The sequence below is a fragment of the Desulfobulbaceae bacterium genome, assembly GCA_015231515.1.
In the GTDB taxonomy this organism is placed as follows: Bacteria; Desulfobacterota; Desulfobulbia; order Desulfobulbales; family VMSU01; genus JADGBM01.
Genome location: JADGBM010000012.1, coordinates 21,058 through 45,256 on the forward strand (window position 1 = coordinate 21,058; position 24,199 = coordinate 45,256).

23 protein-coding genes are annotated in these 24,199 nt (G+C 47.1%); 14 read left to right on the forward strand and 9 right to left on the reverse strand.

The window, feature by feature from the left end:
* Positions 1-122 precede the first annotated feature (122 nt).
* Together HQK80_03635 and HQK80_03640 are read right to left on the reverse strand one after the other, a co-directional pair.
* Positions 123-749, reverse strand: coding sequence for a response regulator transcription factor (locus HQK80_03635; protein MBF0221315.1), 627 nt, complete (start codon positions 747-749; stop codon positions 123-125).
* 62 nt (positions 750-811) lie between these two features.
* Entirely contained in the window at positions 812-3,076 is a 2,265-nt protein-coding gene (locus HQK80_03640; protein ID MBF0221316.1) for a PAS domain S-box protein, read from the reverse strand.
* A gap of 182 nt (positions 3,077-3,258) precedes the next feature.
* Here HQK80_03640 and HQK80_03645 point away from each other — a divergent pair, with 182 nt between their 5' ends.
* From HQK80_03645 to xerD, 3 genes are all read left to right on the forward strand, one after another.
* Positions 3,259-4,662: an FAD-binding protein gene (locus tag HQK80_03645; GenBank protein MBF0221317.1), complete on the forward strand. Its 1,404-nt coding sequence runs from the start codon at positions 3,259-3,261 to the stop codon at positions 4,660-4,662.
* Positions 4,663-4,766: 104 nt separating this feature from the next.
* Positions 4,767-4,961 (forward strand): 30S ribosomal protein S21, encoded by a 195-nt coding sequence (locus tag HQK80_03650; protein MBF0221318.1) that lies wholly within the window; start codon positions 4,767-4,769, stop codon positions 4,959-4,961.
* A gap of 175 nt (positions 4,962-5,136) precedes the next feature.
* The gene (gene xerD, locus HQK80_03655) at positions 5,137-6,039 is read left to right on the forward strand and encodes a site-specific tyrosine recombinase XerD (protein ID MBF0221319.1); all 903 of its coding nucleotides are present in this window, start codon (positions 5,137-5,139) and stop codon (positions 6,037-6,039) included.
* 9 nt (positions 6,040-6,048) lie between these two features.
* Here xerD and HQK80_03660 read toward each other — a convergent pair whose 3' ends face one another.
* The 5 genes from HQK80_03660 to HQK80_03680 form a co-directional block, all read right to left on the reverse strand.
* Positions 6,049-6,507, reverse strand: a complete 459-nt coding sequence (locus HQK80_03660; protein MBF0221320.1) for an SH3 domain-containing protein — start codon at positions 6,505-6,507, stop codon at positions 6,049-6,051.
* A gap of 2 nt (positions 6,508-6,509) precedes the next feature.
* Positions 6,510-7,409 carry a 4Fe-4S binding protein gene (locus HQK80_03665; protein MBF0221321.1) on the reverse strand — a complete coding sequence of 300 codons (900 nt, stop codon included), beginning with the start codon at positions 7,407-7,409 and terminating at the stop codon, positions 6,510-6,512.
* Complete coding sequence (locus tag HQK80_03670) at positions 7,409-7,564, reverse strand: hypothetical protein (GenBank protein ID MBF0221322.1); 156 nt, start codon at positions 7,562-7,564, stop codon at positions 7,409-7,411. The genes HQK80_03665 and HQK80_03670 overlap by 1 nt, the downstream gene beginning before the upstream one ends.
* A gap of 48 nt (positions 7,565-7,612) precedes the next feature.
* Positions 7,613-7,966 (reverse strand): PilZ domain-containing protein, encoded by a 354-nt coding sequence (locus tag HQK80_03675; GenBank protein ID MBF0221323.1) that lies wholly within the window; start codon positions 7,964-7,966, stop codon positions 7,613-7,615.
* A 75-nt stretch (positions 7,967-8,041) separates the two neighbouring features.
* On the reverse strand, positions 8,042-9,259 hold the full coding sequence (locus HQK80_03680) for a hypothetical protein (protein ID MBF0221324.1): 1,218 nt from the start codon (positions 9,257-9,259) through the stop codon (positions 8,042-8,044).
* Between the two features lie 259 nt (positions 9,260-9,518).
* Between HQK80_03680 and HQK80_03685 the strand changes: the two genes are divergently transcribed.
* From HQK80_03685 to pyk, 6 genes are all read left to right on the forward strand, one after another.
* On the forward strand, positions 9,519-10,253 hold the full coding sequence (locus HQK80_03685; GenBank protein MBF0221325.1) for a prepilin peptidase: 735 nt from the start codon (positions 9,519-9,521) through the stop codon (positions 10,251-10,253).
* A 127-nt stretch (positions 10,254-10,380) separates the two neighbouring features.
* Positions 10,381-11,763 (forward strand): sigma-54-dependent Fis family transcriptional regulator, encoded by a 1,383-nt coding sequence (locus HQK80_03690; protein MBF0221326.1) that lies wholly within the window; start codon positions 10,381-10,383, stop codon positions 11,761-11,763.
* Positions 11,747-12,646 carry a zinc ABC transporter substrate-binding protein gene (locus HQK80_03695; GenBank protein MBF0221327.1) on the forward strand — a complete coding sequence of 300 codons (900 nt, stop codon included), beginning with the start codon at positions 11,747-11,749 and terminating at the stop codon, positions 12,644-12,646. Before HQK80_03690 ends, HQK80_03695 begins: the two co-directional genes overlap by 17 nt.
* Positions 12,647-12,713: 67 nt before the next feature.
* A complete protein-coding gene (locus HQK80_03700) occupies positions 12,714-13,472 on the forward strand; it encodes an ABC transporter ATP-binding protein (GenBank protein MBF0221328.1) in 759 nt (252 codons plus the stop codon).
* On the forward strand, positions 13,465-14,304 hold the full coding sequence (locus HQK80_03705; protein MBF0221329.1) for a metal ABC transporter permease: 840 nt from the start codon (positions 13,465-13,467) through the stop codon (positions 14,302-14,304). Before HQK80_03700 ends, HQK80_03705 begins: the two co-directional genes overlap by 8 nt.
* A gap of 72 nt (positions 14,305-14,376) precedes the next feature.
* Positions 14,377-15,810: a pyruvate kinase gene (gene pyk / locus HQK80_03710; protein ID MBF0221330.1), complete on the forward strand. Its 1,434-nt coding sequence runs from the start codon at positions 14,377-14,379 to the stop codon at positions 15,808-15,810.
* 41 nt (positions 15,811-15,851) lie between these two features.
* On the opposite strand, the gene HQK80_03715 is transcribed toward pyk, so the two are convergent.
* Positions 15,852-16,331, reverse strand: coding sequence for a universal stress protein (locus HQK80_03715; protein ID MBF0221331.1), 480 nt, complete (start codon positions 16,329-16,331; stop codon positions 15,852-15,854).
* Positions 16,328-17,326: a hypothetical protein gene (locus HQK80_03720; protein ID MBF0221332.1), complete on the reverse strand. Its 999-nt coding sequence runs from the start codon at positions 17,324-17,326 to the stop codon at positions 16,328-16,330. The genes HQK80_03715 and HQK80_03720 overlap by 4 nt, the downstream gene beginning before the upstream one ends.
* Positions 17,327-17,665: 339 nt before the next feature.
* Between HQK80_03720 and HQK80_03725 the strand changes: the two genes are divergently transcribed.
* The 5 genes from HQK80_03725 to HQK80_03745 all read left to right on the forward strand — a co-directional run bounded on the left by HQK80_03725 (position 17,666) and on the right by HQK80_03745 (position 24,122).
* Complete coding sequence (locus tag HQK80_03725) at positions 17,666-18,883, forward strand: hypothetical protein (protein MBF0221333.1); 1,218 nt, start codon at positions 17,666-17,668, stop codon at positions 18,881-18,883.
* A complete protein-coding gene (locus tag HQK80_03730; protein MBF0221334.1) occupies positions 18,880-19,431 on the forward strand; it encodes a hypothetical protein in 552 nt (183 codons plus the stop codon). The genes HQK80_03725 and HQK80_03730 overlap by 4 nt, the downstream gene beginning before the upstream one ends.
* Positions 19,428-22,133 carry a hypothetical protein gene (locus HQK80_03735; protein MBF0221335.1) on the forward strand — a complete coding sequence of 902 codons (2,706 nt, stop codon included), beginning with the start codon at positions 19,428-19,430 and terminating at the stop codon, positions 22,131-22,133. The genes HQK80_03730 and HQK80_03735 overlap by 4 nt, the downstream gene beginning before the upstream one ends.
* On the forward strand, positions 22,123-22,968 hold the full coding sequence (locus tag HQK80_03740) for a hypothetical protein (protein ID MBF0221336.1): 846 nt from the start codon (positions 22,123-22,125) through the stop codon (positions 22,966-22,968). The genes HQK80_03735 and HQK80_03740 overlap by 11 nt, the downstream gene beginning before the upstream one ends.
* A 164-nt stretch (positions 22,969-23,132) precedes the next feature.
* Entirely contained in the window at positions 23,133-24,122 is a 990-nt protein-coding gene (locus tag HQK80_03745; protein MBF0221337.1) for a MarR family transcriptional regulator, read from the forward strand.
* The last annotated feature ends 77 nt before the right edge of the window (positions 24,123-24,199 follow it).

The window sequence follows — 24,199 nt, forward strand, 5'->3', positions numbered from 1 at the left end:
TGAATTCTAGCAGGATTGATATCCCCTGATCAGGGTATATTTGGGGTAGAAGGGTTTGGCGGCCGCAGAAACGGTGTCGTTTCATCAAGAGTAACAATTAGCAAAAGCCAATCACTTTGCTTTTAAATAATTCCTTTGCGGCGCGCCTTAATCAACGCATCTTTTCTGCTTTTAGCATGCAGCTTTTCGTAGATATTCTTGATGTGGCTGTGGATGGTATGCGGGCTGATGCAGAGTATTTCGGCTAAATCCTTATAGGTATGCCCTTTCTCAATTTCGCGGATAATTTCAGTTTCACGTGGGGTGAGAAGGTACTGGTCTTCGATGGTTTTTTCATGGAATTCGCCGATAACTGCCCGAGCGATTTTTGGACTCATTGGCGCCCCACCATTAGCGAGGTTATATATTGCTTCAATAATCTCACGTGGGGATGCCCCCTTTAATATATACCCTGAGGCCCCGGCTTTAATAGCTTCAAAAACTTTGTCGCGGGCATCAAAAACCGTATGGACAAGCACTTCAACTTCAGGCAGCAGCTCTTTGGCGGCACGGATTAACTCACTGCCATCAAGCTTACCTGGAAGGCCGAGGTCAACAAGCATGAGATCCGGCAGGATGTTGCTGAGGGAGGCCAGGGCCTCTTCAGCTGTTCCGAAGTCACCGCAAACCTCAATATCTTTTTCACCCCCCAACAAAATGACCAGGTTCTGCCGCAGCATGGTGTTGTCTTCAACGATAGCGATTTTCATGAAACTCTCAATATTTTCGTAACATAGGGTCTGTAATGGCTAGAGTATTTCGGCTAAGGCTCCTAATTGTGTGCCGATTTGTTTGCCTGAACGATTGGCACCTTGATTGTTACGGTTACACCCTTTACCCCTTTTAAGTCAAAGGCGCCACCGAGCTCTGAAGCCCGGGTCTGCATGCTTAACAGGCCTCGGCCGCTGCCGGCTTTAGGAGCAAGCCCACTGCCGTCATCTTTTATTGTGCAGTGAAACTGCACTTGACTGATTTTAAATTCAATCCATATGTTTTTGGCGCTGGAATGTTTAATGGCATTATTAACAGCTTCTTTAACCATGCGAAAGAGGCTCATGTATAATAAAGTATTAGGCTGGGTTGCTTGCACCTCAACTTCTGAGGTGACAGATAGTTTGATCTGGCGGGATTCAACAACTCGCACACAGTACTGCTGTAGTTCGTCGACGAGGCTTTTCCAGTCTAAGGCGTCGTTGTCCAGGGCGTTCATGTAGTTTCTGGTCTCGCTGATACAGTCGTTGCTGATATCGGCAATTGAGCCTAAGGCGTTTTGAAGGTGTAGATCATCTGTTTTATCTTTGAGCATTTCGGAAAGGAGTTTAATGTTTGTTAAGTTGCCACCGATTCCGTCATGAAGATCATGGGCCAGCCGTTTTTTAATCTGTTCGTTATTGGCCCTTTCGGTAATGTCACGCACAATGGCAAGCGCATGCCACTTGTCATGGATTTTCAGTTTCGAAATCGATATCTCAACAGGAAATTCCTGGCCCTCGCTATTTACAGCAGTGATCTCAAGCGTTTTTCCGCCGGTCGGGCCATTTTCATCGCTGCCAAAATGTTTAAGGCCTCTACTGTACTTTGAAAAAGAGGGTGACGGTGCTAAGGTCTGGTGAAAGGCTTTGCCGAGCATCTCTTTACTGGTGTAACCAAATATGCGCTCGGCGGCAGGGTTCCAATAGGAGATTAACTGCTGGTCATCCATCATGATAATAGCATCATTGGCAGTGGTGGTAATGGCACGGTAGATCTCTTCTTTTTCCAAAAGAGAGTCTTTATGGTCAATAAGCGAGGTCTTCATTCGGGAGAAACTATCGGCTGTTTCCTGCAACTCTATAAAGATCGAACTGGTTCGAAAGGAGGTCAGCATATCATTTTGTTCGATAGCTTTTGCCTCCTTTTGCAGGTTTTCAATAGGCGAAACAATTTTTTTAGCAAGGGATAATCCGAGTAATGAGGCCAGTATTGAGATGACCACTGTGGCAATCGTGTTAATTAATCTATTGTCTCGTATCTCACCCAGGTAGTCCTGTTCTGGAATATAAACAGCCACAATCCAGGGCAGACGTTTGTCGGGAAATGGTGCGAAGATGCTGATGTATTTTTTCTTGTCCACTGTAAAAGAGGTGAACATTGGTTCTTCCAATTTCAGAAAACCCTCATCGTCATATTGCCACTCAATTGACCGGAAGGCGTTATTGACAATATCGTTGCCAATTTCACTTACCTTGGGCAGCCGGAAAGAGGCGGCATCTTTGTTGCGGATTATCAGGTTGTCAAGATCATGGTAGGCGATTACGTCACCATTGCGGTTGAGCATGAAGGCTTGGCCGGATTTGCCAACCCGTAGCTTGCTGATAAAGGTTGAGAGTTCTGAAATCTCTATATCGACCCCGACAATACCTTTGAGAGTACCGTCGTCTGTCAACGATGGTCCGGCAATGGTGATGCCTGGTTTCTGAGAGGAGAAAAAGATATAGGGTGCAGTCCAGATCACCTCACGATTTTCGAGAACCTGGGTAAACCAGGGCCGTTTTCTGGGGTCATAGGTGTCTTCCGGGTCGGATTTCGCCCCCACCTGATTAAAGTTTTGATCACGCCAGGTCAGGTCAACGTGTCTATGTCCATTAGTGTCTGTTCGGATGAACTTTGTGCGGTAGCCGTTTTCAATTTTTTCATTGGTCCGACTTACAAAAAAGAAATCGCCCTCAAGTGTGGCGAAATAGATACCGGAAAGATGCGGATAAATGGAGAGCTGGTCGAAAAAATAGCGCTCCAGAGACGATACCCCGCTGATGTCGTGTCGCACAACATTGGCGCTTAGAAGTTGTTTGGCGAGATTAGCGGCACTTTTTGCTTTGTTCAGATGATTGTTGCTTTGCTCAAGGGTTAAATCAACAATGTTTTGCATGATGTCTTGAACGTGGCTGGTCAAGACCCGTTCAGAGGAAAAATAGGAAGAAGGCATAATGATGAGGTGGGTTCCCCAGACCAGCAGAAAAGAGCCTAAAATGATGCACCATTTAATCGATAAACGCATAAATGAATTACCTTTATCTGCAACGTTTAGGGGTGTGTTAAGTCCTTGAGCCTTGACGAGACAGAAGAGTTTTATGAATTATTTGGGATGGTAACAAAATCCATAAAATTGTGCTTAAAATAAATAGCTGCACATCCGGTTTTTATGGTAATGCAAGAGTGAGATGAGATCAACAACAGAAGATGTTAACGAACGACATAGAAGACGAGACTATGGATATCAAGACGAACCAACTGCTGATTGACATTGTTGGAGATGAGAACTTTTCAGCCAGTAATGAAGATCGTCTCTGTTACTCGTATGACGGCACCGCTCAGGAGTTTATACCTGAGGCGGTTATCTTTCCGGCCAATACTGAGCAGGTCGGTAAGATTATGGAGTTGGCCTCTCAGCATGGTTTTCCTGTTGTGCCCCGTGGCGCTGGAACAGGTATGACCGGCGGGGCTCTTGCTATTGCCGGCGGTCTGGTTATGGTGATGAGCCGGTTTACGCGGATAGTGGAGATTGATGTTGATAATCAACTGGCGGTTGTTGAACCGGGTGTAATTACCGGCGACCTGCAGGCTGCGGTTCGGCAAAAAGGCCTTTATTATCCCCCTGATCCGGCAAGTTTGAAGTTTTGCACAATTGGCGGCAATGTGGCTGAATGTGCTGGAGGGCCAAGTGCCGTCAAATACGGTGTGACCCGGGATTACATCAAGGGGCTTGAGGTGGTGCTTGCCGATGGCAAAATTATAACGACGGGGGTAAAAACCGACAAAGGTGTGGTCGGTTACGACCTGACCCGCTTATTTGTCGGCTCGGAAGGAACTCTTGGCATCATAACCAAGATCATTGTGCGACTGCTTCCCCAGCCTGAGGCCAAAGAGACCTTTCTGGTTCTTCTTGACTCTCTTTCTAAAGCCGCGATTTTAGTGGCCAAACTCTTGTCTCGTTTTACGCCGTGTACCCTTGAATTTATGGATCAAACGGCCATCTCTATTGTGAAAGATAAACTGCCCTTTACCCTGCCTGATACGACCCGGGCCCTGCTGCTCATCGAACTTGATGGAACAGCGGAATCGGTCAGTTCTGAAGGGAATCTATTACGAAGTTTTGTCGAACAAAAAGCGGGAGTCCTGGAGATCCGTCAGGCAGGTAGCAGTGCTGAGGCAGATAGGCTGTGGATCGCCAGGCGGGCGGTTTCGCCAAGTGCCTTCAAGTTGAAACCTCATAAAATCAGCGAAGATATTGTGGTGCCTCGCAGCAGGATAGCCGAGCTGGTTGAATATGCTGAAAGCCTGGCCCTAGAGCTTGGCTTAACCATTTTTTGTTTTGGCCACGCCGGAGATGGTAATATTCATGTCAATATTATGCTTGATAAGACAAATGCCCAAGAGGCGGCCAACGGAGCTTTAGCTAAACAACGATTATTTGACAGAGTTATCGAGTTGTCCGGCACATTATCTGGTGAGCATGGTGTAGGAATAACAAAGTCGGGTTTTTTACCTTTAGAGCTTTCTGTAGACACTTTAGGGGCGATGCAGTTGATCAAAAGGGCGTTGGATCCTAAAAATATTCTTAACCCTGGGAAAATATTTCCGTAAAAACTATTGACATTACCCCGGACAATATTCTATATAGATGGTTTTTGTGATGAACACTGCCTGGCCAAGAAGGCCAATAATAGTTTAAATATTAGGAAATAATCATGATTGAAGTCGAAGTGAGAGGCGACATTGAAATCGCTATTCGCCAGTTGAAAAAGAAGTTGCAGCTTGATGGAGTTAAAAAAGAGTTGAAACGTCGTGAATATTACGAAAAACCCAGTGATAAGCGGCGACGAAAGTCGGCCGAAGCCAAAAGGAAAATTCGTAAGCTTGCCTGGCGCATGAAAAACGACTAAAAAAATGACCGGCAAAACCGGAAATTTTGATATATAGAGTGGCCTGACCGAGTTCCTTGGTCAGGCCATTTTTTTTGGACTGAACGGCAAAAAAACCCGTGTTGCCGCAGTATGAGGAGTGTTCGTTCGAGCCTTTCCGGCAACAACCTATTAATTCGTGAACAACGCCTCCCCTATGAGTGAATCTGCCTTAAGCGCATGTTTGGATCTTTTTCTACATTTTATCACTGCTGAGCGGCGATTGGCTCAAAATACAGTCTCTGCCTATCACAATGATCTTCTTGCTTTTTTCAGGTCAGTGCCTGTCACTGGAAAAACCAGCCCATCACAAATCAAACAGAAACATATTCGTAACTTTCTTAGCCGGTTGTATGAGCAAAAGGTGTCGTCAAAAAGCAGTGCCCGTAAGCTTTCGGCCATCCGCCAGTTTTTCCATTTCTTAGTAGCCGAAAATTTGGCACTTGTCGATCCGACCAGTGGCGTTGAACTCCCAAAAATTAAAAAAAGCCTGCCAAAAAGCTTGAACGTTCAAGAAGTGACGGCCCTGCTTGAGTCAACCGATATTAAGTCACCCCTCAGTCTACGCAATACGGCTATGCTTCATCTTCTGTACGGCACAGGATTAAGAGTTTCTGAACTGGTTAAAGTGCCGGTTTCCGGCCTCAATCTGACTGCGGGCTATGTCCGTGTTCTTGGCAAGGGCAGTAAAGAACGTCTTGTTCCTTTCGGGGAAGAGGCAAAAGAAAAGATTGATATCTATATCGGGCTTGGCAGGCCCCTTCTTTTGAAAGGCAGGAGGAGTGATTTTCTGTTCGTTACCAGCCGTGCAACAGCCATGACGCGCTTACGCTTCTGGCAGATTATACAGGAAGTAAGTTTTGCCAGGGGAATTAATAAGAAGATCAGCCCCCACTCTTTACGGCATTCCTTTGCGACGCATTTAGTTGAAAATGGTGCCGATTTACGAACAGTTCAACTGATGTTAGGGCACTCCGATATTTCAACAACCCAAATTTATACCCATGTAGATAGTCGGCGTCTGAAGACGGTTCATCAGAAATTCCATCCGCGTGGGTAGTTAGCCAGCTTACCACCCCCAAACCAGATCCCGGCGAATCCAGCCGACTAAGCCATTTTCATGCTGCAATTTCGCCCAGCCGGATTTTTGCTCCAGCGTTTTGAACACCACTCCATAATTAGCTTTACCAAGTAGTTTATATTTGGAGCCAGGCCCACTCCGAATGTTAACGGTTTTCTTTTTTACGATCATGTGGGGATCTTTAGTCACAAGCTTTTTGTATACCCAGCCGGCGTCGTTTTCAAAATCAACGACTTTATACCAGTTTCCTTTGGTCTGAACGATTCGTAAAGGGAACCCTTTGCCGTATTCCCACAAAATATTATGGTCAGGGCCGGGGCCTGCTCTCAGATTCACCTTTTCACCAGCCACGCTGGTCATGTTAAATTTTGCTGCCTGAACAGGGGTACAAAAAATAAGAAAAATACAAAGAATAAGGACGTTTTTTTTGTGCAGAATAAATGTCATGATTACAAATACGCTTTTTCCGATAGGGGTTTTTTGACCTTTATAACTGAATTTATGGGGACCCCGCCAATTTCAAGTTCTATGGCGCCAAATTTACAGGCCTTGGTGCAGGATAAACATGAAATGCATTCCATGTCTTCAGGTGACTCATTGAATTTAACCCCCATGGGGCAGACAGTATGACAAGCCTTGCACTGGGTGCATCTGTTTTCGTCAAGGCGCAGTTTCACCAGTTTAACTTTACTGAACAGAGCGTAAAAAGCCCCGAGTGGGCAGGTGGTTCGGCAAAATGGTCTGCTGGCCGGGATGCTCCATAGCACAAAAACGAACATGAAAAACAGTTTATTGTAAAACAGCGGGCCTATCGTTTGACGCAACGCTGGCTGAAGGGCCAGCATTGGCAAGCCAGCCTCCAGCGTACCGGCAGGGCATAGATATTTACAGAACCAGGGGCTGCCCAGACCGAACTGATCAACTGCAAAAAGGGGCAGCACAACTACCATAAGGGCGAGAACACCGTATTTTATAAAGCGGAGTACGCGTGGTACATTAAATTTTGGAGAAGGGATTTTGTGCAGCAATTCCTGGAATAAGCCAAACGGACAGATCCAGCCGCAGACCATGCGACCGACAAAGCCGCCGATAACGCCAATCGTACCGATAACATAAAATCCAAAAAACATCTGACCGTTTTCTAAAGCAAGCCTGATTCCCGCCAAAATCTGCTGCAGGGAGCCCATGGGGCAATACGTGGTAGCTGCGGGGCAGGAGTAGCAGTTAAGTCCGGGAGAGCAGACAACCTTTAAAGGGCCCTGATATATAGTCCTGGTGAAAGGAAAAGACCAGCTGCCGTTGGTCAGGACGAAAAAAATTGTTTGTACCCATTTCCTGAGAAAATCCATCAGCCAAGTCCTATACAGCTTAAGCAGACCTGTAAGGCTTGCTCTAAAACTCTAGACGGCTCCTCAAAAGAGATACCGATTATGCCGATAATCAGAAAAAAGGCGATAACCAGAAACGGGCTTTTACGGATAGCTGTGGTTGTTTTTTTTGACATGGGAAAATAGAAGTATCGATGTACTCATAAGAGATTAATAGTATTTTATTATTCAGTCAACTCACGATCTATTTTGTCGGGATCCTCAGAGTTGTAGTAGATAATATTCTTCAAGTGATAATAACTATCCAGGTCTATCTCGATAAATTTTAGCCCGATACCGTCCTCTTGAAGCCGGACAATTTTGCCACGCATGGCAAGCTTTAACTCACTGGTACTTCCGCTTAAAGCCAAAGAGAGGTTGCACTCCTCACCGATTTTATGGCCTGAAATGCCAAGGACTGAGACACCTTTAACGCTCAGGTTTTCGGTTTCACAGTTCGTGTAGTTTTTGTTGGAAAAGCTGACGTCAGCGGTAGTTTGAAAAGGTACACGTGTGTTTTTGCGTCGCTCTTGATTCATTGATATTGTCCTCCTGTCATGCCTTGATTAGGCATTTTGTTCAGATCGTGCCGGGCTTTTCTGTCCGCAGCAATACTATACCATAACTAAAAAACCTTCTCGGTGCAAAATTCTTTGTAAATCAAGAAGCTCAACCTGCCGGCCATTCTCAAGATGACCGATGCCGGCAATGTCACCATTCTTTTGTTTATTAAACTTTACCATCGGTTCCTTTAGGTCTTTGACCGACGAACAGGGAATAATGCCATGCCAGTTACCATTGGATACAACAACAACTGTACTTGCCGTGTCATCAGGTGGTTCCGGCCAATCACTGCCCTCTGGAGTCATGATTGGCAGATTTAATTTTTTGAGTTTTTGGTTAGGTATTTGGGAAAGGCTGCCGTTAAACTGACACGAGAGGCCTTGGAAAAGAGTGGAAAAATCATTTAACGGAATATTTGAGTGTTTCAGGTATAGCGAAAGTTTAGAGGCCTTTACCGGTCGGATCAGGCTGGCGGCTTCAGCCACCAGTGCGACGGCCTTTCCATGAATGACGAGTTCTTTAAGTTCTGCCGGCGGGCAGGCTTGAACTTTTGGGGCCGGGGTAGATTTTTCTTTGAGTAGTTCTTCCGGCACGGCCTGGAACTCTTCTGGTGGCTGGGACTGTAAGACTGGCTGCGCTATTTTCGAAGAGCTTTGAGCGCTGTGTTTTTCAAGGAGCTCCTCAAGAACACGACCGATTGCTAAGCCGACCTCCCCCGCTTTTTCCAGAGTGTTTTTTAAGTCCGCCATCAGGTGCTCGATGTCGGTGCTGCCTATAGTAGAGGGCGATGCTTGTTGGGGGAGAGGTGTCTCCTGCGGGCCGATTGCGATCGGTTCGTCGCTTTTCTGGGGTTGTTCAGGTGCCTCTTCTTTTGATGGTGGCGTTAAAGGTGTACTGGTTTTTTTATGTTTAATTTTTTCTTTTAAGCGGTTGAAGCGGTTAAAGAGGCGCTGGAAAACCAGCTCTTCTTTTTCCGGGTCATAGGCCAGCTCCTCATAGAGACTGACGATATGGGCCATAGCTTCCTTGAGGAAATCAATTGTGTCTGGAGGTGTCCCACCCTTCTTTTTGATGTGGTCGAGCACACTTCCAGCCATAACCAGCATAGCATGGGTGGCCTTGCGGGTTTTAAAGCGCTGACGCAGACAATCAAAAGCAGCTTCGAGCTGGCTTGCTCGTTTGGGGCTGAGCCGCCAGTCTTGGGCAATGATTTCAGCTTTAAGACGCTGGATTGATTCTTCTATTGAAAGGGCCGGTTGTTGTTCCATAATCAAAATTTTAAGGTGACTGATTGTGTGTTTTTGTGTGGGTCTGTGGCAAATTTAAGCAGTCTGGTCTTTAAAGTTCGCTCGCAGTGCCCAATCTAATCTCACTTCAGAGGGTTGGAGCTAATTGTAGATTCTTAGTATACAATACTTTTAACTCTGTGCTAGAGCCTGTATAATAAATGGAATTACATTTAAAACAACTTGAAAATCAAGCAAGTGAGATATCTGAGTGGAATTAATTTTTGCAATAATTTTTGGTATGCTGGTTGGTTCGTTTCTTAATGTTGTTATCTTGAGACTTCCGAATGCCGAGGAATCGATAGTTTTTCCAGCCTCCCACTGCCCAAAGTGTAAAAAAAATATTCGTTGGTACGACAACTTGCCAGTTATAAGTTTTCTCGCGCTCATGGGGAGATGTCGCTATTGCAGAGAGCCGATATCATGGCAGTATCCTTTGGTTGAATTGCTCATGGGCTTAGTGTCAGGGGCACTGTTTGTTACCCGTGGTCTGGGTGTTGAATTTTTGGTTTATTTTGTTTTGTGTGCGGCCTTGCTGGCCATAATTTTTATAGATTTGTATCACCAGATTATCCCGGATCTCATAAGCTTGCCCGGCATTGTTCTTGGTTTCGCGGCATCTTTTGTTCTGCCTGGTATAGGATGGCAGGAGTCGGCGCTGGGCCTGTTGCTTGGAGGAGGCGTTTTTTATAGCATTGCCGCCGGCTATTATCTGTTTACCAAACGATCTGGGATGGGTGGCGGAGATATAAAGCTGTTAGCAATGATTGGCGCTTTTCTCGGTTGGCAGGCACTGCCATTTGTTATTTTTTGCAGTGCGCTTCTTGGCTCTGTTGTGGGCATTGGGGCGATGATCCAGCAGGGGAAGGGCGGCAAAACGGTCGTACCTTATGGGCCTTTTCTTGCCGTTGCCAGCTATCTTCATATCTTTTTTGAACAGGATATTATCGGTTATTACGAACGGTTTTTTTACTAAGTCGATGTTCAAAAAATAACATGGCCATTTTAATTTGCAAAATGGTAGAGTAGCAGTTCCAAAATGAATTAAACGCTAAAAAATATGCAATCCTTGAGTTCTATAAAAAGAAAAGGAGACAACGACATTGACTGAGACTGTAAAGCGAGTCCTTCTGGTGGATGATGATGAGATTATCAGGGAGGTGTTGTCCGCAGTTCTTACAAAAAATAACTATCAGGTCGAGACAGCGGAAAATGGCAAGTTAGGCCTTGAACATCTCTCTTCAGCTTTTTTTGACCACATTATTACTGATATTGATATGCCTGTTATGGATGGCTTGAGTTTTTTAAAAGAGCTTAAGCTCCGTGAGGTGGATGCAATTATCACTGTCATTTCAGGTCATTCTGAACTCGATAATGTGAGCCAGGCCTTTAAGCTTGGAGCGACGGATTTTTTAGCCAAACCGTTTCAATCTGATCAGGAAGTTCTGTTGACGCTGAAACAGGCGGAAGACAAAAAAGAGCTGCAAAAGGAAAATCATCGTCTGCATAAGGAGTTGGAAGGGAAATATTTTTTCCAAAATATTGTCGCCAGAAGCAGGTCGATGACATCGATCTTTGAAACGGTTGAAAAAATTGCTGATTACAAGACGACCGTGCTGATTACCGGCGAGTCGGGAACCGGTAAGGAGTTGATCGCCAAGGCGATTCACTTTAACAGCATCAGAAAGAACAAGGCCTTGGTTGACATTAACTGCGGGGGAATTCCTGAAAACCTTCTGGAAAGTGAGTTGTTTGGTTATGTAAAAGGGGCTTTTACTGACGCAAATCGCAGCAAAAAAGGCCTGTTTGAGGAAGCTGACGGGGGCACACTGTTTCTTGATGAAATTGGTGATATGCCTATGCCCCTTCAGGTAAAACTGCTTCGGGCCCTTCAGGAGGAAGAGATCCGGCCCTTAGGGCATGGCCAGTCGATTAAGGTTGATGTCCGCATTATTGCCGCTACTGCCAAAAATCTTCGCGAAGCGGTGGAACAGAAAAATTTCCGGGATGATCTATTTTACAGGATTAATGTTTTGGCGATAGAGATCCCCCCTCTCAGGAATCGTAGGGAAGATATCCCCCTGCTTATTGATTATTTTGTGGCTAAATACAATAAGCGATTGGCCACTGAAATTGAGAGCGTTGAGAAAAGCTGTATGGAGCGCTTCATGAATTACGGCTGGCCTGGTAATGTCAGGGAGCTTGAGAATGTGATAGAGCGCTGTATGGCCTTGGCTGATGACACTATTTTAACCTGTAAACATCTGCCGGTGGAAATTCATCAAGGGGCTGCCTTTAAAGATTTTGATTTTGGTTCAGCCGGGCTGTCGATTAAAAAAAATAGGGCCAACCTTGAAAAAATGTTGATAACTCAGGCCTTAGAAGAGAGCGGTGGCAACAAGACCAAGGCTGCCGCTGTTCTTGAAGTCAGCATCCCAGCCTTGCTGTATAAAATTAAGGAGTATCAGATTGACACACAAAAATGATTTTTTTAGGATGTTTGTTACACGGTATAAGGTAGTCTGTTACGCTGTTTTTTTGGGGATTGCATTGTGGTCGACGCACTCCATGGCTGCGCCAAAATCGCTGACGGTTATAACTTCCGTGCCACCCCATGCCTTCATTGTCGAACAACTTGCAGCGGGACAGGTGGAAGTTATTTCTCTGGTAGATCGGAGCAGCGATCCGCACACTTATGAGCCAACACCAAAGCAGATGTTGGCTATAAGCAGGGCGTCGATTTTTTTTGCAAGTGGACTCGAGTTTGAACGGACCTTGCTTGAAAAAATTAACTCTGTTAACCGGAAGCTTGCAGTTGTCAACCTGGCTATTATGGAAGACGCTGATCATGATGAGCACATAGAAGAAGCAGATCATGATGAGCACATAGACCAGCATTCATGGCTTTCTCCTACCTTGTATTCCTCTCAGGCAGAAATTGTTTATAATACGCTTCTTAAGCACTTGCCTGAGCAGAGCGAGGCGATAACCCTGGGCCATGACCATTTTCAGGACCAGCTTAGCAAAACAGCTCAGCAGGTAAGAAAACTGCTTGAACCGTATAGAGGACGAGTGTTTTATGTGTTTCACCCGGCCTTTGGTCATTTTGGCGAGGTTTATGGTCTGCAGCAAAGGGCTGTGGAGGTCGGCAGCAAAAGGCCAACTGCCAAGCAGTTGCAGGCAATTATCAAACAATCAAAGAGCGATATGGTGAAGGTTATTTTTTCTCAACCACAGTTTGATCAGCGCAGTGCTGCAGTGGTTGCCGCCGCTATTGATGGAAAAATAATGGTTTTAGATCCAATGGCGAAGGATCTGTTTGCCAACTATTTGGCCATTGCTGAAAGTTTTGTTGATTCGTTTCAGTGATGAGATTGGCTCGACACACTGTCGGGCAGGTTCGTAATCACTCAAATTGACCTATAACTCCCAAATCATGACCAATACTGATCCAGTTGTAGAAATAAAAGACCTTAACTTTTCCTCTAATGGAAAATCTATTCTGCGCAACGTGAACTTAACCATTAACCATTTGGACTCTACCTGTGTGGTCGGGCCCAATGGCGGTGGAAAATCAACGTTGATCAAGCTGATAATGGGGCTTTTACAGCCGGATAATGGGATTATTAAATTGATGGGTATGGCCCCGGCAGACAGCAGGGTCCGGGTTGGGTATGTGCCTCAGTACGCGAATTTTGATCCCGATTTCCCGGTTACGGTTATGGAAGTGGCTATAATGGGGCGGTTAGGCACGTGGGGTGGGGCCTACTCCAAATCTGATAAACGAAGAGCCCTGGATGCCCTTGGTGAGATGGAGATGGCAGATTATGCCAAAGCCAGATTTTCAGAGCTTTCCGGCGGCCAGATGCAGCGGGTTCTGATTGCTCGGGCCCTTGCTTCAGCGGCCAGTATGTTGATTTTAGATGAACCAACCTCAAATGTTGATGCCCATGTTGAGTTTAGTCTGCTTGAAATACTGCAAAAACTCAATAATGATATGGCCATTATTCTTGTGACCCATGATCTGGGCTTTACCTCAAAGTTTTTTAAATCAGTTGTCTGTGTTAATCACGATGTCCATATCCACCCTACCAGCGCAGTGACAGGAGAGGTTATTCAAGAGCTTTACGGCGGCGATATCCACATGATCCGACATGACCACCGTTGTGCGGAAGAGGGGCATGTGCATGTTTGAGTTTTTTGCGGCCCTCAATGATCCCCAAATCCCCTTTTTACGATATGCCTTGCTGGCTGGCCTGATGGCAAGTATAGCCTTCGGAGTGATCGGTTCGTACGTTGTGGTCAGGCGAATTACCTACATTGCCGGAGCAATTTCACACTGTGTTCTGGGCGGCATCGGCGCTGGCCTTTACGCGCAAAGCAAGGGGGTCGTCTGGCTGGAGCCCATCCTTGGCGCCTTGATTACAGCCCTTTTGGCCGCGATTGTTATTGGTTTGGTCAGCATTCATGCAAAAGAGCGCGAAGATACGGTTATCGGCGCTTTATGGGCAATAGGAATGGCTGTTGGTCTTCTGTTTATTGCCGCAACTCCCGGTTATGTTGACCCGATGAGCTATCTCTTCGGCAACATTCTATTAGTTTCGCAGAAAGATCTCTGGCTGATTATCGGCTTGGATTTTCTGGTAGTTGGTGTCGGCTGGTTTTTTTACAATAATTTTTTGGCGGTTTGTTTTGATGAGGAGTACGCCAGAATTCGTGGTTTGAACACCAGTGCGTATTATCTGGCCTTGCTTTGTCTTACGGCTTTGACTGTTGTCCTGCTTGTCCGGGTAGTGGGAATTGTTATGGTTGTTGCCCTTTTAACTCTGCCTGCGGCAATTGCCGGGCATTTTGTCCGGGGCCTCTGGCAGATGATGGTGCTGGCTTCAATGCTCTGTATGGTTTTTGTCTCAGGGGGGCTTGCGGCAAGTTACTCTTTGGATCTTCCCACTGGGCCGGTAATTATTATTTTTGCAGGAGCTGTCTATTTATGCGTTGCTGTGGGTCAAAGGCTACGTTCGAGTTAATACGGTATTTGAGAATAGTTGAAAATTCATAAGCGTAACAGAGCAACCTTAACAGATCAAAGATGAATACTTATGGCCAGAACGAAAATAATTGCAACCCTGGGCCCGGCAACATCCGATACGGCCATTATTGAAAGAATGATTCTATTGGGGGTCAATGTATTTCGCCTCAATTTTAGCCATGGCGATCATGACTTTCATAAAATGCTTATCAACAACGTACGAAGTACGGCTGATAAGCTTAAAAGGCCGATCGCCTTGCTGCAGGATATTTCCGGACCTAAAATCCGGGTAAAGCCGATGGAGCCTATGCGGCTGGCTGAGAACGATCTTCTCTATGTCCAGCGAAAAACCTGTGCCAATAGAGTACAGAACTCTATTGCCATCAACTATCCTAACATCCTTGACGGGGTGTCTATTGGTGATCAGATCTATTTTGCCGATGGAACGATCCGTTCAATCGTAGAAAATATTGATTCCGACAACGTCACAATAAGAATTCTAACCGGCGGCAAGCTGACTACGGGAAAAGGCGTCAATTTCTCTGTGGGGCAGATCAAGATATCGGCGATTACCGAAAAAGATGAAAAAGATATTAACTTTGGCATTTCGCAGAACGTCGATCTCATCGCGCTCTCATTTGTCCAGTCTGCTGAAGACATACGACAGGCCAAAATGCTTGTTAAAATGGCCGGGGCGGACGTTCCGGTGTTTGCCAAGATTGAAAAAGCTGCGGCTGTAGATAATATAGAAGAAATTATTCAGGCAGCAGATGGTTTGATGATCGCCAGGGGCGATCTCGGCGTTGAGATGGGCCCCTATGTCATACCTGTTTTACAGAAACAGATCATAGCAAAGGCGAGGGAGAAGGGGCTGCCGGTGATCATCGCAACTCAGATGCTTATGTCAATGGTCTCTTCGCCCTACCCGACAAGGGCAGAGGTCTCTGATATTGCCAATGCGGTCTTAGATGGCACCGACGCGGTAATGCTCTCAGATGAAACAACTGTCGGGGATTTTCCCGAAGAGTCTGTACAGGTTATTTCCGATACGATAAACGCCACAGAGAAATATTATCCATGGTACCGGGAATTCGTGGAAATGCGGGACAACCGAAAAGCAATGGCAGCTGCAGCCGTTGCGCTTTCACAGAAAATGGGGGTTTCGGCGATTGTTACCTTCACGGAAACAGGTCTGACGGCATTGATGGTTGCGCGCCAGCGTCCGGAGATAAAGATTATTGCCGTTACCAGCAATCAAAAAACATATCGGAGGTTGTCGGTAGTTTGGGGTGTGGAGCCCTTCCTGGTAGACCGAACCTATCAGGACAGCGATAAGGCGATCTTAAATTTTTACAAAAGAGCGATAAAGCTGGAGAAAATTGATCCCGAGGAACCGTTTATCGTTACCATCAGCCGACACTCAATCAAGACCGGAACAACCAATGTCGTCCAGCTTGTCGATAAACAGAGCATTAAAGAACTCCAGGTTCTTGCCTATAGGTAAAAAGGAGCTATCAAAGCTTCAATTTGTCACTGTTGGGGAATCTATTCGATTACCATAACAGCACAGTTTTTGGCGTGATGCAGGATTTTATTGGATGTTGAGCCGAAAATAAACTCCTCGCTGTGGGTCAGGCCTCGCCGTCCAACTACCACAATACAGCAGCGTAGCTTTTCCTGTTCTTCCAGTATTACGTCGCCGATTGAATCGCACTGCCGGACAGAAAGACGCGTCTCCAGCTGGTTTTCTTGAAACCCGGCCCCCAGAAGGATTTGTCGGTATCCAGCCAGTATTTTTTCCATAGTTTCTTTTTTTTCTTTCACCCATTTATGGCGTTCAGCATCAGTAGGGAAAAAATCTTCTGAAGGTTCCTGGATGATGGAGAGCAGGGTAATGAAAATATCTTTGTTGTCACCGAAAAAATCAGCTAGATACATTACGGCGCGTTTTGAGTTTTCCGACTCGTCTACTGCTGCCAGAAGATGGCGTTCAGTGTCTCTTTTTGTAAGATCGTTCACGTTCATGATCTCCCTCCTGTCAGGTCAAGAATATCGGTACGGGCAGTGTAAAGATCATCAAGCATTTGGCCCGTTGTATCATAGAATATTTGAGCTCCATTGGAAAAATGAAGAAGAACCCTGTTGAGTGATTCTGGGATATACGGAAATATTTTTTTTATATTCGCCACCCTATTCTTATAGGAAATATTGAGGTCTTCGCCCCACAATGTGTCGAAAAGTGCCTTATTATTGTTGTGGAGATCCGCGACAAGCACATCGCCACGCCCTACCAGAAAAATCAGAATATTGCCAAGCCCTTGTAGATCAAAGCTGAATTTAGATTCGCCATGCAGATAATTGTAATCAAAATCGATCCACCTGAGAACTTCTCTCTCCCTGTCCCAGAGGATGTGGTCGCGGCGGATATCGCCATGTTTTTCTCCATGGTCGTGAAGAAATTTTATAGCCGCCAGCATTTCAATGAACTGATCGAGAACTTTAGGGAAATAATTGTAGAAATAATCCTGGTGGTCTTTTCCGTAGGGCACAATGATGTCATCGTAGCGCATGCCGTAAATGAAATCGAGAATTCGGATAACGTTGCCGGCCGAATCTTGAACCCAATGGCCATGCATAAAATTGGGGTGATCAGCGACCAGATCAAGGATGCGAGCTTCCTTTTTAGGACTGCGGAAGCATTTGATGACTATTCCGCCGATCTTTGTTTCGAACTGTTCATGGAATACAAGTTTGAGGATCCTGGTGGAGCCATCCAGGAGATTAATGGCTCGACGCACCCAGTATTTTGGCTCGTCATCCAGGCCGAAGCGGCCCTCTTTTTCGTAGCGTTTAACCCAGTAAGGAGAGTCTCCAAGCAGAACTACATCATTGTATTCCACCTTGAAAAAGTCGCTGGTGTCGATGATGATATTAAATTTGGGGGGAATCCGCTCTTCACCTCCATGGTCTGCTATAAGCCGACATATTTCATCTCTGCTAAAGCTTCTCGATGTCTGCACAGGGATACCTCCTCTTTCTTATATTTAGTACTGAAAAGGCGAGAAATGGCAAAGGATTTTTTGAAGCGCAAAAGATTTATGACCCCAGACTACCATCCAAAGAGACGACATACCTATTCAACATCGCTTTATCCCCTTTGTCTTCAGTGGGTGCCAGGAAAGATCCCACTGGAAAGTTTTCAGGCGTAACCTTTTGACTTTAGCCTCCAAAAAATATTAAAGTGTTCAATCTGATACTGCATCCCAAATATTTTTTACTGATTTTTCGGTTGTAGTGACAAAAATTCAGCCTGAGGCGCTCAAGCCTTTGCCCATAACGCCTAAATGTAGACTAAGCCAATGGCCACCAACCCTCAAAGTTTCTTCCGTTTTGCTGATCGGCACTACCCTCTGCTGCTTGATCTTTTCTACCGCAGCACCGGGCTGACGGAAGCGGATTTGCGGGATTTGATTGATGCTTCCCGTACTGAAGGCGCCCCGGGTTCGGCGGCAATCATTAATCAACTTATATCGTATGGTATTATTGAGCCGGTTCCTGATGCGACTGCGACCTTTGAACTCACCGCTCCCATAGGCGCTCTTCTTGCTTTTCTGCTTAGGGAACACCGCCTCACCTCCGCCAAAGTCATTCAAGGCTATCTGAGCGATCTCGAGGATCTGCGCAACGAAATTGATGGCGCTGCACTCCAGAAGTTAAACAACCAGGCAGCCCGAGCGCTCACTGACATCTCACAGGTGATTGAGCGCATCCGCCAGGATTCCCAGGCAAATCGTGAAGCCATCCTCACCGAAGTGCTCAAGCTCAAAGCCAACCGTGATAAGCGCACAGTCCGGGAGCGTTTTGAGGTCATCAATCGTCTGTGGAACCGCCACCTTGAGCCCCTTCGGGATTTGATTGATGTCAAAAAAGCAATGGATGCAAGTCTGGATGACTTGGAACGCAGCCTGCTAACAGACGGGAAAACTTTTGTTTTAGACGGAGCGCTCACCCGTGAATTCTCTCGTTGCCGGGCCCGATTACTGCGCTTGCGCCGGGAAGTTGCCGAAAACTTTTATGAATCGATGAAAGAGGTGGAACCGCTCTATATTTCGCTCAAGCGGGAGAGCGAATTGGTGCGCGGGGCCTCCCTTGCCCTGGAAAAGATTGACCGTGCAGGTCTGGCGAGCCTAAATTTTGATGCCTGCCTTGCCATACCGATCTGGCGGCTTGAAGGAACTTTTTCAGATACCTACCTGGAGGCCTTCTTCCATGAAGTGCAGGGCTATGAGCCTACGGTTCCTCAACCGCTGCCTGCTGCCGAGGAGATACCACTCCATGAGTTCATTCTGCCGTCGGATTTGTTTGCCCGTCTGGATGCATCCGTACCGGTTCCCGACCTTTTAACCTGGTTATTGGCACAATACCCCAAAGCAACTGCTGGAGAATTGGTGAGAGCTTACGGCCGTATCTATCTTGGCGATCCCCGGGAGATGCATTTTAATGAAGAGGTGCAGCGCTACGCTTTTTCCGACATCTTTCTAATCGCTCGACCTCTGCAAATTGGAAAACGCCTATGAGCCAAAACAGCCCATTTGCCCTGCCTTTCCTTAGTGAAATATTCGAGGCCCTACGCCGGGGACGACATCTCTGCGCCGAAGACGGTGGGCCTTACGCAGCGCTGCGAGACAATCTGGATTCCTACCATGACCTTTTTGGGCATCTTGGTTTCCGGCTGGAGCGCCATCCTCGTGACTTTTTTTATTTCCGTGGCAAAGACAGTTTGAGTTCGCAATCCTCCCGTATGGCGTTGTTTGTTCTCATCCTCATCGAGTCTCTTGCCGATCATGGCCAACCGATTGTCGACACGCTCATGACCAAGACCTTTGCTATTGCCGATCTACCTCATCTGAAGGCGGCCCGCTTCCGAACCTATCTCAAGGAATCGGGAGTTCTCGATGAAGACGGTTTACGCGGCATTGTGCGGCAACTGGATCGTTTCGGCTTTTGCCAACGCCTTACCGATAATACCTTTCGATTCCGGCCACCGGCCTATCGATTCTTTGATCTCTGTTTGGAGGTGTTGAAACAGCAGGAGATGGTGCAGACCGAGGAGCAGGCGCCATGAATATAGTCGGCCCAGCCAGACTGGTACTCGTACGCTCCGGTAAATACGACTACGGTGAGATCGAGTTAATTAATCCGCTGCATCTGATCGGCCCCAACAATGTGGGTAAGACCTCATTGATTGCCGTGCTTCAGTTCCTCTACATCGATGACCAGCGCAGCATGCACTTTTCACGGGAGATGTCTGATACGCGGAAATACTACTTCCCCGATCAGAACAGTTACATTCTGTTTGAGTGTCTGACCCAGACCGGGTATCAGGTGGTCGGCGTCCAGGGGCTGGGGCCCATCCGTGGTTATGAATTTCAACGGTTTTCCTATCAGGGCGTCTATGATGCGGCGGATTATTTAGACGAGGCTCGATGCGTCCGGCCATCAGAGGAGATACGCTCCCGTCTTGCCGCCCGAGATTTTCGTCTTCTCGAACCGCGACATTTGCGGGCCGCTCTCACGGGATTAGGGGAGAACCGTGGAGTCAATCTTGGACTCGTGCCGATCCGTCAACGAGACCACTATGAACGATTTCGCGCCGTGTTCGGCAATCTGTTGCGCCTTGCCCATCTGCGTCAGAATGAGTTGAAGGAGTTTCTTCTTGAAATCCACCAGGGTGAATTTCAACAACGAGCCGTCGATCTGGAAGTTGGGTATTCAAGCCAATACAGCAAGGTCTGTAGGGAAGCCAGGGAGTTGCTGGAACTGCGCACAATTGCCGACGATGTGCGGCGTGTCCTTGAACTTGCCTCTGGGCGCGACAGCTTGCGGCGCCTTCTTCCAGGTCTCTGGCAAGAGATTACTCGTGCCCATTCTCGGCAAGAAGATGAGTTTGCCGGGCAGGAAAAGAAAGTCCACGATCGTCTTGATCGTCTCAGAGAGGAAGGACAATCGCTGATTGAAAAAATCGCCGGAGGAGAAAAAACCCAGCAAGAATTGAATCAAGCTCTTGGCAAGCTCGAAGGTGCCATAGAAAGACATCAACAGGCAACCGAAGAGTTTCAACAGTATCTTGTCGATTTTGAAGAATCCAGATGCCAGCTGTTGGAAACAAAGATTGATGACCTCGGCGCCTCTCTCGGACAGGCCGCAGACCTTTCTCTTTCCCAAATGCAAGCCCGGATATCGGCAATGCAGACGGAATTGACCGGGCTTGAAAAGCAGCGCGACCAGTTTTCCCGACTTGCCGCCACCAAAATCCTCCAGATGCTGCCCGATGAAGATCTACAGAATGCCTTCAGGTTAATTAACCCGGATATATTAGGGTTGATCCAAGGTGAAGAGGCCATAGAACTTCGCAATGAGCAAAAGATACAGGAAGCCCTGGAGCACATCAGTGGCCACATTCAAGAAGGCGTCTATCAAGATGACCGGATCCGCCTGGTTCTCTCCTCCATAAATCCGCCGGATCTTTCTCGGTATCGTGATGCCGATGTCCTCCATACCCGCATTGAGGAACAGAAAAAGGCTCTGGGTCGGGAACAACAGCTTTTTGAGGCTGCCCAAAATGCTGAACCGCTAAAAAGAGATAGGCAAAAATTAAAAGAAGAGTGGAAACAACTCTCTCACCGCCTGCTCCGCTATAGAAACTACCGAAAAGAGCTTCCTGAATTTGAAAAGAACAAGCACGCTCTGGTGCTGCTTAATTCGCAGTTAACCGAACTTACTGGGGCCATGGCACAACTTAAAAGCCGACAATCGACCCTGAGAGAAGAAGAACGTTCTGCCAGCCAGGGTCTGAAAACAATCGAAACAAAGCGCCAGACCCTGATTCAACGACTCAGGAAATTGACCAAGCCGGATTCGGCATGGCCCCTTGAAACCTTCACCCCTGAAGGTCATGACCTTGAAGCGCTCCTTGAAATGTATGAACAAAAAAGCAGGGAGCAAAGCGAAATAGCGCAACGCTTCAGTGAATATTTCCATACGGTTAATCAGCGCACCTATGATAAATATCTTGGCGAAGATGAAGCTGTTACCTTAGCCAATCTGCAAGACGAAGTCGATGCCGTGGCCGAACGGGAAAATGCGGTTCAGGAACTCTGGAAGAGTCTGGTTGCCGGTCTGCAAAGTTCATTCAAAGGCCTGAATCGTGACCTGCAAACCCTTATCATGCGGATTGATGAACTGAATCGCCGCCTGGGGCGTATTTCCATTTCCAACCTGGCTCGGCTGCGGCTCATCTTGCGTGAGCATCCGGAATGGACCAAGAGGATAAAAACCATGGTCGAAGCGGAAGTTTCACCCTTATTCGCAGACCCAACGGCAGTCAGCGAAGCGCACAGCCAGTTAGGGGATCTGCTTAAAAAACATCAGCGCGTTGAACTGGCCGATCTTTTTGACCTGCACTTTGAAGTTACCAGCGTTGATGGGCAAATCAGGCGTTACCCCCATCTTGATTCCATTGAATCAAACGGCACGACGATCACCATCAAGGTTCTCATTAATCTGTTGCTCCTCAAAGGCCTGCTGGGAAATAAAGAAGTTACTATGCCTTTCTATCTTGATGAGGCCTCCAGCCTCGACCGGGAAAATCTGACCGCAATTGTTTGCGAAGCTCGGAAAATGGGATTTGTGGCCGTGCTGGCCAGTCCTGAGGCCATGGAAGCGGCTGATTCTCTCTATTTTCTGCGTGAACAAAAAGGTCGGATCATGCTCGATCCGAAAACCGCCCTGGTGCGCATCGAAAGGAAAACCGCCGATGGCCGTTGATTTTCTTGCCGAAAAACTCGTGCTCCTGCAGACGCAGGGCTTTATTGCCGAGAGCCGATTGGGCGCTCGGGACCGAACTTGTTTGAAAAGCCTGTTTGAGGCCGGAGTTCTGCAGACAGCTCGCAGTGGCGCAGGCAGACGTGTTGTTTTGCATGATGCAAACGCACTTAAATCGTTCATGAGCAAAACCTATCCCTCCGGCCCGGAGGGAGTTACGGCAAAGGTATCATCTCGCAGTCAAGCTATAGCCGAGTTGCGGGATTCAAAAAAAGCACGGACAACACAGCCGGTTGCTGTGTTGTTGCGCGGATTTAACGGCAGTACATTCCACTCCGGCAATCAGGCTTTGGCCGTTGCTGACTGGTCTGCAATGGCTGGTGTTGCCGCTCTTCGTCTCGACGAGAAAACGCTCTGGGGATTTTCAGGAACTGTTGCCTTTGTCGAAAATCTTGAAGTTTTTTGGAATTTCGAAAAACTTGACATAAAGGCTGATATCGCGATTTACGCCCAAGGGCGGCTGAACAGCAAAGTCTTGGCCTGGTTGGCCTCTCCGGCCATGCAACATGCCCGGATAATCCACTGCGGAGACTACGATCCTGTCGGCCTAGATGAGTTTTTGCGTTTACAATCGGCTTGTCCCGGCAGGACGGAACTTTTCATTCCTCCAGACCTCGAGAGTTTATTGTCCCGATACGGCAAAAAAGAACTTATCAGCGACAATATTGCCATTCTGGCCAGGCTTAGAAAAAACGCCGATCCACAAGTTCGTTTTGTTGTCGAACTGATCAACCGTTGGGGTGTTGGTCTGGAGCAGGAAGTGCTATTATTGAAGTAACTCGCAGAGGGTGCAGTATGGTCTGTCAGAAGTTCTTTCACAGTGGTACGTTCCGGTTTGCGATCTTTAAAGAGGAGGATCCGGCCTTGAAAACTATCGCGCTTTTCTTGTCTCGGATCAACCAATTAAATGTTATCGTTTAAAAAAATGTTATTATGGCTTTTATGGACGAGATATTAAAACAGTTTGAGCAGTTTATGGCAGTCGTGACCCAAGAGCGAATTGCGATCACTCCCTTGACCGTGGGGAAACGCCTTCCGCATTTTTTGCGGCAGCTTTATGCATTATACAGCTTACAGATAAGTAATCGAACACATCTGGGAGTATTGCTTCGTGATCAACGGGAGTTTAAACCAACTTCCTTCATGAAGCATTTATCTCAATTACCACTGGGTGAAATGGAAGGCTACTGCCTGATTGCTCAGGCATTGCCAGGGTATGTGCGAAAAAAACTGATAGAAAATGGAATTCCTTTCGTGGTACCGGGCAGTCAACTTTTCTGGCCGGCTCTTGGCATGGTCATGCAGCAAAGGGGGAGCTGGCGCCAACCATTGATCAAAACCGACCAGCTAAGCCCCGCCACTCAGGTAGTGATACTCCACTCTCTTACCGGCAACATTGATGAGGAAGTCACCCCCAAGGCACTTGCCGCGCGACTTGGTTACACCGCCATGACCATGACTCGGGCTTTGGACGAAATCGAAGCCCATGGATTAGGAGTAGTCACCAGGGAGGGACGCGAACGTCATCTATGCTTTTCCAGTGGGAAGAAAACTCTATGGGAAAATGCCTGTCCTCTTTTGCGGAATCCGGTACGTGAGGAAGTCCGGCTCATGGAGAACGATGTTCCCATAAAATTTCCTCTGCTTGCGGGAGAAAGCGCCCTGGCTTCTCGGACAATTCTGGGCTATCCATCTACCCCGGTCTACGCAGTTGGCAGAGATGGCTGGAAGGTCATCCGGGAAAAAGGGGTTGAAGTGATTCCTGTGGAAGAGCCAGGAACCTGCACAATCCAGATATGGCGTTATAACCCGACCCTTCTGGCCGATAATGACAGCGTCGATGTTTTTTCTCTTTATCTGAGCCTGCAGGATGAGCGGGATGAACGGGTACAATCCGCGCTGGATGAAATGATGGAGCGTTATTCATGGTAGTTGGCCTGGACAGATTCGGAACACATTTTGCTAACTTCATGGATCAATTCAAATTGTTAGTTGGAGGTTGGTTATGA